Source organism: Thiolapillus sp., assembly GCF_048562965.1.
GTDB lineage: Bacteria > Pseudomonadota > Gammaproteobacteria > Chromatiales > Chromatiaceae > Thiolapillus > Thiolapillus brandeum_A.
Map to the genome: position 1 here is coordinate 1 of NZ_JBHNMF010000072.1, position 10,657 is coordinate 10,657.

The following is a 10,657-nucleotide window of genomic DNA, read 5'->3' on the forward strand; positions in this document are numbered from 1 at the left end:
AGCGTCTGCAGGTGGCTTCGGCACACGCTGTGCATACCTCGCTGAGAAACTGTGGCGACTATGTCGACAGCCTGCCGGCGCTGGTGGAGGAAATCCCCCTGATCGGTTGTATTCCCTGGCAAACGAAACTGATCGCGCCAAGGGTGGCTGACGTGGTCGCATCGCTGACGCTGGATGTGCTCGAGGCAGGGCACATGCAGCATCGCCGGGTGCGGCATATCCTCATGGTGGCGAGAACCGTGCCGAACATGCTGTATGGTTTGGAGCCGGGTGCTCTGGTTATCGTGCCGGGTGACCGGGAAGACATTCTGCGGGCCTGCGCGCTGGCGGAACGCAACGGCAGCGACCTGGCCGGTGTACTGCTGACCGGTGGGCTGCAGCCGGATGAAGGCGTGCATAGGCTCTGCGCCACGGCTTTCGACTTCGGCCTGGCGTTGCTCTCCACCCCCTGGAACACCTATACCACGGCCAACAGGGTGGCGCGCATGGATGTGGGACTGCCGCGGAACGACAAGGCGCGCATCGAGCACACCATGGAATTCGTTGCTTCCCATGTGGATGCGGACAGGCTGTTGGACAACATTCATGTTTCTCCCGAGATGCACCTGTCTCCCGCCGCTTTCCGCTATCGCCTGGTGCAGCAGGCCAGGGTGGCCGGAAAGACGATCGTGCTGCCCGAGGGCGACGAGCCCAGAACCCTGGAAGCGGCCTGTACCTGCCATGAAAAGGGCATCGCGAAATGCGTGTTGCTGGCGAAGGAATCCCGTGTGCGGCACCTAGCGGAGGCGAGAAAACTCACACTCCCCGCAGACCTGGAGATCATTGATCCGGATAGTATTCGCGACCGCTATATCAGCCCCATGGTGGCCTTGCGCAGGCACAAGGGTCTGACGTCCCAGATGGCGGAAGCGCAGCTCGAAGACAACGTGGTGCTGGGCACCATGATGCTCGCCGCTGATGAGGTCGACGGGCTGGTTTCCGGTGCGGTGCATACCACGGCCAATACCGTGCGGCCCGCGCTGCAGCTGATCAAGACCGCGCCGGGAGCCCGCCTGGTGTCTTCGGTGTTCTTCATGTGCCTGCCCGACCAAGTGGTGGTGTACGGGGATTGCGCCATCAACCCCGATCCGGATGCCGAGGCCCTGGCCGATATTGCCATTCAGAGCGCGGATTCCGCCAGTCTGTTTGGCATCGAGCCCCGGGTGGCCATGCTCAGTTACAGCACAGGAGATTCCGGCAAGGGCGCGGATGTGGAAAAGGTCCGTGAAGCCACGCGGCTGGTGAGGGAGCAACGGCCCGATATCCTAGTGGATGGTCCCCTGCAGTATGATGCGGCGGCCAACCGGGATGTGGCGAAAACCAAGGCGCCGCACAGCAAGGTGGCCGGGCGGGCCACCGTGTTCGTGTTTCCCGATCTCAACACCGGCAACACCACCTACAAGGCGGTACAGCGCAGCGCCGGTGTGATCAGTATCGGACCCATGCTGCAAGGGCTGAAGAAGCCGGTGAACGACCTGTCACGGGGAGCGCTGGTGGATGATATCGTCTATACCATTGCCATTACTGCGCTGCAGGCCACGCAGAAAGCATCGGGCTGACCGTCCCCGAGCAACCGGGACAGAAAAGGGGTAGAATACGCCTCCTTTATCGCAGCCGTTTTTGTTTGTCGGAGAGAAATCCATGTTTAAGAAAACCATGCAGATCGCCGGTTACGACGATGACCTCTGGGCCGCTATCCAGGCGGAAGAAACCCGCCAGGAAGAGCATATCGAGCTGATCGCTTCCGAAAATTACACCAGCCCGAGAGTCATGCAGGCCCAAGGTTCGGTGCTGACCAACAAGTATGCCGAAGGCTATCCCCACAAGCGCTATTACGGTGGCTGCGAGAACGTGGATGTGGTGGAACAGCTGGCCATTGACCGCGCCAAGGCCCTGTTCGGGGCAGACTATGCCAACGTGCAGCCCCATTCCGGCTCCCAGGCCAACGCCGCCGTGTATATGGCCCTGTGCCAGCCCAGTGACACCATACTCGGCATGGCCCTGGCCGACGGTGGGCATCTGACCCATGGCGCCAAGCCCAATTTCTCCGGCAAGATCTATCATGCGGTGCAATATGGTTTGAATGCCGAAACCGGCGAGATCGATTATGATCAGGTGGAAGCCCTGGCCAAAGAACACAAGCCCAAGATGATCGTGGCGGGTTTCTCCGCCTATTCCCGTATCGTGGACTGGCAGCGTTTCCGTGACATTGCCGACAGCGTGGGAGCCTACCTGTTCGTGGACATGGCCCACGTGGCGGGACTGATCGCAGTGGGTGAATACCCCAGCCCCATCCAGATCGCCGATGTCACCACCACCACCACGCATAAAACCCTGCGGGGTCCCCGCGGCGGCCTGATTCTGGCCAAGGCCAACGAGGAAATCGAAAAGAAGCTCAACTCCGTGGTATTCCCCGGCACCCAGGGTGGCCCGCTCATGCATGTCATCGCGGGCAAGGCCGTGGCCTTCAAGGAAGCTATGGAGCCGGAGTTCAAGACCTACCAGCAGCAGGTGAAGAAGAACGCCCAGGCCATGGCTAGGGTGTTCATGGATCGTGGTTATGATGTGGTCTCAAAGGGTACCGACGATCACCTGTTCCTGGTGAGCTTCATCAAGGCGGGTCTCATCGGCAAGGATGTGGACGCCTGGCTGGGCGCGGCCAACATCACCGTGAACATGAATGCCGTACCCAACGATCCCCAGTCGCCGTTCGTCACCTCCGGCATCCGGGTGGGCACACCGGCGATTACCACCCGGGGTTTCGGCGAACAGGAATCCACCGAGCTGGCGGGCTGGATGTGCGATGTCATCGATGCCAGGGGTGATGAAACCGTGATTGCCCAGGTGAAGGAACTGGCCCTGGAAATCTGCAGGCGCCTGCCGGTCTACGGCGACTGATCAATGCGCTGCCCGTTCTGCAACGCCCGGGACACCAAGGTTATCGACTCCCGCGCGGCGGGAGAAGGTGACCAGGTGCGGCGGCGGCGCGAATGCATCGAGTGCCGGGAGCGTTTCACCACCTATGAAAAGGTGGAGCTGAATCTGCCGCGGGTGGTCAAGTCCGATGGCAGCCGCGCCAGTTTCGATGAAATGAAGTTGCGCCTGGGCATGTTGCGGGCTCTGGAGAAGCGCCCGGTGAGCACAGACGATCTCGAGGCGGCCATCAGCCGTATCACCCGAAAGCTCATGGCACCCGGCGACCCGGAAGTGCCCACCGAACGCATCGGCGAGCTGGTGATGGAAGAGCTCAAAGGACTGGATCAGGTCGCCTACGTTCGTTTTGCCTCGGTGTACCGCCAGTTCCAGGATGTGCAGGCCTTCCGTGAGGAAATCGAACGCCTGGAACAGCAACCTGATCCCGAGGCCTTGCGCAAACAGCTGGACCTGCTGGGCAAGGAATGACGGGTATTTTGATGTGATGCGGTTCCTGCCGTCACCGATTCCCCAAAGGGACAATGGGTAGGATGTGGTGAGCGAGCAAACCGCATCATTGCAGCTACCCCGGATCTTTGAAAAACTGCGCTATGTAGGTCGGACTTCAGTCCGACATAAGGCGGCAGGTTGTTGGGCTGAAGCCCAACCTACACCAAACCAATACCGATCATGACATTCACCAAAGAAGACTACGAGCACATGGCCCGCGCCATCCAGCTTGCCTGGAAGGGGCTCTACACCACGGATCCCAACCCGCGCGTGGGTTGTGTGCTGGTGCGGGATGGTGAAATCGTCGGCGAGGGCTGGCACCGCAAAGCCGGTGAGCCTCATGCCGAGCGCATCGCTATCGCCGAAGCCGGAGAAAACGCACACGGAGCAACAGCTTACGTTACCCTGGAGCCCTGCTGCCACCACGGTAAGACGCCGCCCTGTACAGAAGGTCTTGTCGAGGCAGGCGTCACGCGGGTTGTCGCTTCCATGGAAGATCCGAACCCCCTGGTGGCGGGCAAAGGTATGGCTCTGCTGAGGAAACAGGGGGTGTCCGTGGCTTCCGGCCTGCTGCAAGCCGAGGCGGAAAAGCTCAATCCCGGTTTCATCAAGCGCATGAAGACAGGTATGCCCTGGGTGCGCTGCAAGCTGGCCATGAGCCTGGACGGGCGCACTGCCATGGCCAGCGGCGAGAGCGTATGGATCACCGGGGAAGATGCCCGCCGCGATGTGCAGCGCCTGCGCGCTCGCAGTTCAGCGGTCGTCACCGGCATCGGTACCGTGCTGGCGGATGATCCATCCATGAACGTGCGCCTGACGCCCGAAGAGCTTCCCGGTGTGGAGAGCAGCGCGTATTTTCGACAGCCTCTGCGGGTGGTGCTGGATTCCAGTCTGCGGGTGCCCGAGAACGCCAGACTGTTTCCCGTGGAAGGGTCGGTGCAGGTCATACACAGCCGGGGTGATGATGCCAAGGCGCGCCGATTGCGCGAAGCCGGTGCCGATGTGCTGAAACTGGAAGGGGGGCTGGATTTGCCACGGGTCATGGGCGAACTGGCGGAACAGGAAATCAATGAGGTGCTCATCGAGGCCGGTCCCACCTTGGCGGGAGCCGCCCTCAAAGCAGGTGTCATCGACGAGCTCATCATCTACATGGCGCCCCACCTCATGGGGCACCAGGCGAGAGGGCTGTTCCATTTGCCGGGGCTGGAGAAAATGGCAGACCGCATCGATCTGAGGATCCAGGATATCCGTCCGGTGGGGCGGGATTTTCGTATTTCGGCCACGGTTGCCGGGGAGTAAGCGCAAATGTTCACAGGCATCATCCAGGCCATTGGCAAAGTCACCGGCATAAAGGACCAGGGCGGCGACATCCGCCTGGGCATAGACACGGGCAAGCTGGATCTGTCCGACGTGGCTCTGGGCGACAGCATCGCCGTGAACGGCGTCTGCCTCACGGCGGTGGCACTGCCGGGTAACGGGTTCGTGGCGGACGTGTCCGGGGAAACCCTGTCACTGACCTCTCTGGGCAATCTCAAGAGCGGCAGCCAGGTGAACCTTGAAAAAGCCCTGACCCTGGCCACCCGCCTGGGCGGTCACCTGGTGAGTGGTCACGTGGACGGGCTGGGTACGGTGATCTCCCGACAGGAGGATGCGCGTTCGGTGCGTTTTGTCATCAAGGCCCCGGCGGAACTGGCGAAGTATATCGTACACAAGGGCTCCATTACCGTGGACGGCACCAGCCTGACGGTAAACGGCGTGGACGGCGCCCGCTTCGAACTCAACATCGTGCCCCACACCTTTCAGGAAACCATCATGGCCACCTACCGGGCCGGCAGTCAGGTGAACCTGGAAGTCGATCTCATCGCCCGCTATCTCGAGCGTTTGCTGCTGGGTGACAAGGCCTCCGAGCCTGGGGCCAAGGGCTTGACCATGGAAGCCCTGGCCAGGGCTGGTTTCGTGTAGGTCGGGCTTCAGCCCGACAATAGTGGCAAAGGGGTCGGAGTCAAATCACCGCGAGCCGTTGCATTTACATAATATCTTCCTGATTTGACTCCGACCCCTTCGCGTCACCGATATCCGACAGGGCCCGGACCAGGGATGCCAGCAGGCGGCACCCGGCTTCGGTGGTACTCTCTCCCCAGGCGATAATGCCGTCTTCATGTCCGCCCATGCAGAATACCCCGGCGGGGTTGTTCCGCAGCAGGATGATGACGGCCTCGGCCATTTCCGGCGTGCCGTATTCGATGGATGGGTCGGTTTCGGGCAGATCCAGTGCCCTGGCCTGTCGCCAGATGATGGGGGAATGGACATGGAACACAGCCCCTGTCCGGGGTAGCGCCTGATACACGGCACCGTGGGTCATGGCTTCCTTCCGAAGAGGGCGGGCAGGGGCCTTCTGATACCAGCCGGTTGCTGGGCGTATCGAAACCTGTGACCAGGGCAAAATCCTCCTGCTGCAGTGCTGTCTTGCCGCTGGTCTGGGTGCAGCTGATGACAAACCCGCCCTGTGTCCTCGTGCTGATGTTGCCGTAGGCATAACCCAGATAGCGCCCGGGATCCTGTCCCAGCAATTCCAGTTGGCGCAGGATGATGAACCAGGCGCGCAGTCCGGCCGTGTCTTCCACAGGCAGGGCAGGGGTTTTCGTATGGGTCAGATCGAACCTGATGACTCCTTCCGCGCTGTGGTTCATGTTAGAATCTCCTGCTTCCTTTTATTCAACAAACAATATTGCCAATGGCACTCAATACTACAGAAGAAATCATCGAAGATCTGCGCCAGGGCAAGATGGTCATCATCATGGACGATGAGGATCGTGAAAACGAAGGCGATCTGGTGATTGCTGCGGACAAGGTAACACCGGATTCCATCAATTTCATGGCCAAGTACGGTCGCGGGCTGATCTGCCTTACCCTCACCAAGGAACGCTGTCAGCAACTGCGTCTGCCGCTGATGGTGAATGCCGCCGATCAGCTGGAATCGACCAACTTCACCATATCCATCGAAGCGGCGGAAGGCGTGACCACGGGCATTTCCGCCGCCGATCGCGCCATTACGGTGCAGGCTGCGGCCAAGCCCGATGCCCGTCCCGAAGACCTGGTGCAGCCTGGCCACATCTTTCCCCTCATGGCCCAGCCGGGTGGGGTGCTGGTGCGTGCAGGGCATACGGAGGCCGGCTGTGACCTGGCGCGTCTGGCGGGGCTGAGCCCCACGTCAGTGATCGTGGAGATTCTCAATGAAGACGGCACTATGGCGCGACGTTCGGATCTGGAGGTCTTTGCCAAAGAGCATGATCTGAAAATCGGCACCATTGCGGATCTTATCGAATATCGCGTGCGCAACGAAAAGACCGTGGAGCGCATCAACGAATGCCTGCTGCCCACGGAAGCGGGGGATTTCCGTGTCATCGCCTATCAGGACGTGGTGGACAACGAGGTACATTTGGCACTCGTGAAAGGTGTGATCAGGGAAGACGAGCCCATACTGGTGCGTGTGCATGTGCAGAACAGTCTGTGTGACCTGCTCGGGGCTACCTATACCGAGTGTGGCTGGCCCCTGAAGAACGCCATGAAGCAGATCGAGCATGAGGGCAGTGGCATCGTGGTGATATTGCGCAATCACGATACCGCGCGGGATATCGTTCAGCGTATTCAGGCCTGCCAGCTCAAGGGCAGTGCCGATGGTGTGGTGCCTATAGATCATGGCAAGATCAAGGACAAGGAACTGCGCACCTTCGGCGTGGGCGCGCAAATCCTCATTGACTTGGGCGTGAAGAAAATGCGTGTCATGAGTGCACCCAAGCATTTGCACGCCCTGGCCGGATTCCATCTGGAAGTGACCGAATTTGTAGATTTTGAGCTCCCTGAAAACGGGGAGTAAGCGAGGCGAGTATGAGTATCAAGACCATCGAAGGAAACCTGATTGCAAAAGGCGGACGTTTTTGCGTCGTGGTGGCGCGCTGGAACAGCTTTGTGGTGGACAGCCTTGAAGCGGGCGCCATCGACACACTCAAGCGTCATGGCGCCAGTGAAGAGGACATCAGCGTGGTACGTGTACCCGGTGCGTTTGAAATGCCGGTGGTGCTGGACAAGGTGGCTGCCAGTGGGGACTATGATGCCATTATTGCCCTGGGAGCCGTGATTCGCGGTGGCACACCTCATTTTGAATACGTGGCGGGTGAGGCCGTGAAAGGCATGGCCCAGGTTTCCCTCAATCATGGCGTTCCCATCGCTTTTGGTGTGCTCACGGTGGACACTATCGAACAGGCTATCGAGCGTGCCGGCACCAAAGCCGGAAACAAGGGCGGTGAAGCCGCCGCGTCTGCCATCGAAATGGTCTCCCTGTTGCGCCAGCTGTGAGCAAGAAACGCAGCAGGGCCCGCAGTCTGGCCACCCAGGCCATCTACCAGTGGCAGGTGGCCGGCGCCAATGTCGGTGAAATCGTCGAGAGCTTTCTCACCGAGCACCAGAACAGCGGTTTTCAGGTGGATTATTTCCGGGATCTGGTCAGCGGCGTGCCTGCTCAGGTGGATATGCTGGACAAGCATCTGCAACCGTTGCTCGACAGGCCGGTGGAAGAGGTCGATCTGGTGGAACGCGCCATCCTGCGCCTGGGAGCCTATGAGCTGGCGAAACATCCCGAGGTGCCCTATCGCGTGGTGATCAATGAGTGGGTGGAACTGGCGAAGACCTTTGGGGCGGACAAGGGGCATCGCTATATCAACGGGGTGCTGGACAAGCTGGCCCACGACTTGCGCGCCGTGGAAATCGCCGCAAGGAAGCGTGGCTGAATTCGCACTCATCCAGCGTTATTTTTCCGGACTGTCCCGACCGGGGCAGGACGTCCTGCTCGGCATCGGTGACGATTGCGCCCTGCTGCAACCGCCTGCCGGGCAGCAGCTGGCCACCACCATGGACACACTGATTGCCGGGTGCCATTTCTTGCTAGATGCCGATCCCGTGTCGGTGGGACATAAATCCCTGGCGGTGAATCTCAGCGACCTGGCCGCCATGGGTGCAACACCGGCCTGGGCGCTGCTGTCCCTTTCCATGCCCCGGATCGATGATGACTGGCTGCAGGGCTTTGTACGGGGTTTCCGGCGTCTGGCCGGCCAATTCGGTGTGCAGCTGGTGGGTGGTGATACCTGCCAGGGACCCCTGAGCATCACCCTGCAGCTCACGGGATTCCTGGAGGCGGAAAAAGCCATGTTACGTGCCAACGCCAAACCCGGTGATCTTGTCTGTGTCACCGGCACCCTCGGCGATGCGGCGCTGGCGCTGCGCTTACTGCAGGCTGGTGAAGACCCTGGAGGGCTGCGTGCGCGTCTCGAAACCCCGCTGCCCCGTGTCGACGAAGGCCGGATGCTGGCGGACCTGGGTGTACGCACCTGTATCGATATATCGGATGGCCTGGTGGCCGACCTGGGGCATATCTGCGAACGCAGCAGTTGCGCCGCCCGTATCGAGGTGGCCAGGCTGCCGCTGTCATCAGCATTCAGGGGCCATGCCGGCGATCCTGAAACGGCGCTTGCCGGCGGGGATGACTACGAACTTTGCTTTACCCTGCCGCCGTCCCTGCAACCGGAACTGGAAGCGCTGCCTTTCGATATCACCTGCATTGGTGAGATACAGGCGGGGCAGGGTGTGGAACTGGTGGATGAGACGGGCAACAGCCTGGCTTTGCCGCGTGGCTGGGAGCATTTTTCGTCATGAGCAACCTGCCAGCACCGAATCTGAAAAACCCCGTGCATTTGCTGGCTTTTGGCTTTGGCTCCGGCTGTGCTCCCTTTGCACCCGGCACCTGGGGTACCCTGCTGGCAGTATTGCTGTATCTGCCACTGTCGCTGCTGTCTCTCAAGGCGTATTTTTGGGTGCTGGTTCTGGTGATCCTGTCGGGCATCTGGCTGTGCGGCCGCACTTCCAGGGATCTGGGCGTACATGACCACGGTGGCATCGTCTGGGATGAATTCGCCGGCTATTTTGTCACTATGACTGCCGCGCCTGCCGGGTGGTGGTGGCTTGTCATCGGTTTTCTGTTTTTCCGGCTGTTCGATATCTGGAAACCCTGGCCCATAGGCTGGCTGGACAAACGTGTGCAAGGCGGCCTGGGAATCATGGTGGATGATCTCGTCGCCGGAGGCTATGCCTGGCTGGCCATGCATCTGGTTTACAGGCTGCTGCCATGAAAGCATGGCTGCTGATCATATTGCTGCTTCCGGCACCTCTGTTGGCTGTAGAGAAACTGCAGGTGCTGGCCCTGTTTTCCGACAAGGCCATGATCGCTGTCGATGGCAGGAACCGTCTGCTGCGGGCGGGGGAGAGCAGTCCCGAAGGCTTGCACCTTATTCACGCGGATTCTCATGAGGCAGTGGTTGAAATCGACGGTATCCGCCAGACACTGCAGCTGGGAAGGGGCGTGGCGGCCAGTTACAGGAAACGGGAACCGCTGCAGCAGCGCATCGTCATGGGCAATGACGGCTCGTATTCCATTCAGGGAGCGATCAACGGGCATTCGGTTGTCATGGTGGTGGATACGGGCGCCAACACCGTTGCCCTGAGCGCCGAGCATGCTGCGGGCATGGGTATCGATTACCTTCGCAAAGGCAGGCCGGTGATGGTGCAGACCGCTTCCAGAGTAGTGAAAGGCTATGATGTCAGGCTTTCCTCAGTGAGGGCAGGGAGTATCAGGCTGCAAAATATACCGGCGGTGGTCATCGAGGGATCACTGCCTGAAAAAGTCCTTCTGGGAATGAGCTTTCTCTCCCGTTTACATATTCAGAACAAAGGGAACTTGATGGTTCTTACCAAGTCACATTAATTTTCATGAATCCGCTGGCCACACCGATGATGGAAAAACCCGTATCCGTAGGTCGGACTTCAGTCCGACATTTCTCCGTTGTGGCTGTAGTCGGGCTGAAGCCCGACGGAAAATCAATAGCTCAAGTATATTTCAATACTAGAGTTTAGAGTTTCAGATCAATACTAGAGTTTAGAGTTTCAGAGGAGAAAAACCACTAAAAATCTCAAAAAATAGTTGACATAGCAAGGCGCGGCCTCTCAGAAGAGAAATCAACACAAACTTCCGCTGCCAGCCATGGAGAGCGAAGCGAAGGCTGGTAGACCCCAGTAGCCGCGAGGCCGCACTGTTTTCCCGGCGTGCCTTGCGCCAGAGGGAAAACAAAGTAGGCCTCCGAACGCG

The 10,657-nt window shown here is 59.8% G+C and carries 12 protein-coding genes; 11 read left to right on the forward strand and 1 reads right to left on the reverse strand.

Translation table 11 applies throughout. The features are described 5' to 3' along the window. The 5 genes from pta to ACOCD2_RS06110 form a co-directional block, all read left to right on the forward strand. Positions 1 to 1,598: phosphate acetyltransferase (pta, locus tag ACOCD2_RS06090; protein WP_293679726.1), on the forward strand; the 1,598-nt coding region annotated here is incomplete at its 5' end. Positions 1,599 to 1,680: 82 nt separating this feature from the next. Then, positions 1,681 to 2,937 carry a serine hydroxymethyltransferase gene (gene glyA, locus ACOCD2_RS06095; protein ID WP_293645666.1) on the forward strand — a complete coding sequence of 419 codons (1,257 nt, stop codon included), beginning with the start codon at positions 1,681 to 1,683 and terminating at the stop codon, positions 2,935 to 2,937. Between the two features lie 3 nt (positions 2,938 to 2,940). After that, entirely contained in the window at positions 2,941 to 3,441 is a 501-nt protein-coding gene (nrdR, locus tag ACOCD2_RS06100; protein ID WP_293645668.1) for a transcriptional regulator NrdR, read from the forward strand. 201 nt (positions 3,442 to 3,642) lie between these two features. Continuing rightward, positions 3,643 to 4,761 (forward strand): bifunctional diaminohydroxyphosphoribosylaminopyrimidine deaminase/5-amino-6-(5-phosphoribosylamino)uracil reductase RibD, encoded by a 1,119-nt coding sequence (gene ribD, locus ACOCD2_RS06105; protein ID WP_293645670.1) that lies wholly within the window; start codon positions 3,643 to 3,645, stop codon positions 4,759 to 4,761. Between the two features lie 6 nt (positions 4,762 to 4,767). Then, entirely contained in the window at positions 4,768 to 5,424 is a 657-nt protein-coding gene (locus ACOCD2_RS06110) for a riboflavin synthase (protein ID WP_293645672.1), read from the forward strand. Positions 5,425 to 5,488: 64 nt separating this feature from the next. Here ACOCD2_RS06110 and ACOCD2_RS06115 read toward each other — a convergent pair whose 3' ends face one another. Next, positions 5,489 to 5,998 carry a class II aldolase/adducin family protein gene (locus tag ACOCD2_RS06115; protein ID WP_323790849.1) on the reverse strand — a complete coding sequence of 170 codons (510 nt, stop codon included), beginning with the start codon at positions 5,996 to 5,998 and terminating at the stop codon, positions 5,489 to 5,491. Between the two features lie 198 nt (positions 5,999 to 6,196). On the opposite strand from ACOCD2_RS06115, the gene ribBA reads away from it, so the two are divergent. Genes ribBA through ACOCD2_RS06145 form a run of 6 tightly spaced genes read left to right on the forward strand, consistent with a single transcriptional unit; the run spans position 6,197 to position 10,276 of the window. Then, positions 6,197 to 7,339, forward strand: coding sequence for a bifunctional 3,4-dihydroxy-2-butanone-4-phosphate synthase/GTP cyclohydrolase II (ribBA, locus tag ACOCD2_RS06120; protein WP_293645676.1), 1,143 nt, complete (start codon positions 6,197 to 6,199; stop codon positions 7,337 to 7,339). Between the two features lie 11 nt (positions 7,340 to 7,350). Then, positions 7,351 to 7,818 carry a 6,7-dimethyl-8-ribityllumazine synthase gene (gene ribE / locus ACOCD2_RS06125; protein WP_293645678.1) on the forward strand — a complete coding sequence of 156 codons (468 nt, stop codon included), beginning with the start codon at positions 7,351 to 7,353 and terminating at the stop codon, positions 7,816 to 7,818. Beyond that, positions 7,815 to 8,249 (forward strand): transcription antitermination factor NusB, encoded by a 435-nt coding sequence (gene nusB / locus ACOCD2_RS06130; RefSeq protein ID WP_293645680.1) that lies wholly within the window; start codon positions 7,815 to 7,817, stop codon positions 8,247 to 8,249. Before ribE ends, nusB begins: the two co-directional genes overlap by 4 nt. Continuing rightward, entirely contained in the window at positions 8,242 to 9,171 is a 930-nt protein-coding gene (gene thiL, locus ACOCD2_RS06135) for a thiamine-phosphate kinase (RefSeq protein WP_293645682.1), read from the forward strand. Before nusB ends, thiL begins: the two co-directional genes overlap by 8 nt. Further along, positions 9,168 to 9,644 (forward strand): phosphatidylglycerophosphatase A, encoded by a 477-nt coding sequence (locus ACOCD2_RS06140; protein ID WP_293645684.1) that lies wholly within the window; start codon positions 9,168 to 9,170, stop codon positions 9,642 to 9,644. The genes thiL and ACOCD2_RS06140 overlap by 4 nt, the downstream gene beginning before the upstream one ends. Next, a complete protein-coding gene (locus ACOCD2_RS06145) occupies positions 9,641 to 10,276 on the forward strand; it encodes a retropepsin-like aspartic protease family protein (protein WP_293652433.1) in 636 nt (211 codons plus the stop codon). Before ACOCD2_RS06140 ends, ACOCD2_RS06145 begins: the two co-directional genes overlap by 4 nt. Positions 10,277 to 10,657: the final 381 nt, after the last annotated feature.

Coding starts and splice junctions, on each gene's coding strand:
- ACOCD2_RS06145 (WP_293652433.1), top strand. CDS start 9,641: ATGAAAGCATGGCTGCTGATCATATTGCTGCTTCCGGCACCTCTGTTG.
- nrdR (WP_293645668.1), top strand. CDS start 2,941: ATGCGCTGCCCGTTCTGCAACGCCCGGGACACCAAGGTTATCGACTCC.
- ribE (WP_293645678.1), top strand. CDS start 7,351: ATGAGTATCAAGACCATCGAAGGAAACCTGATTGCAAAAGGCGGACGT.
- ACOCD2_RS06110 (WP_293645672.1), top strand. CDS start 4,768: ATGTTCACAGGCATCATCCAGGCCATTGGCAAAGTCACCGGCATAAAG.
- ACOCD2_RS06115 (WP_323790849.1), bottom strand. CDS start 5,998: ATGCCTACGGCAACATCAGCACGAGGACACAGGGCGGGTTTGTCATCA.
- ribD (WP_293645670.1), top strand. CDS start 3,643: ATGACATTCACCAAAGAAGACTACGAGCACATGGCCCGCGCCATCCAG.
- glyA (WP_293645666.1), top strand. CDS start 1,681: ATGTTTAAGAAAACCATGCAGATCGCCGGTTACGACGATGACCTCTGG.
- ribBA (WP_293645676.1), top strand. CDS start 6,197: ATGGCACTCAATACTACAGAAGAAATCATCGAAGATCTGCGCCAGGGC.
- ACOCD2_RS06140 (WP_293645684.1), top strand. CDS start 9,168: ATGAGCAACCTGCCAGCACCGAATCTGAAAAACCCCGTGCATTTGCTG.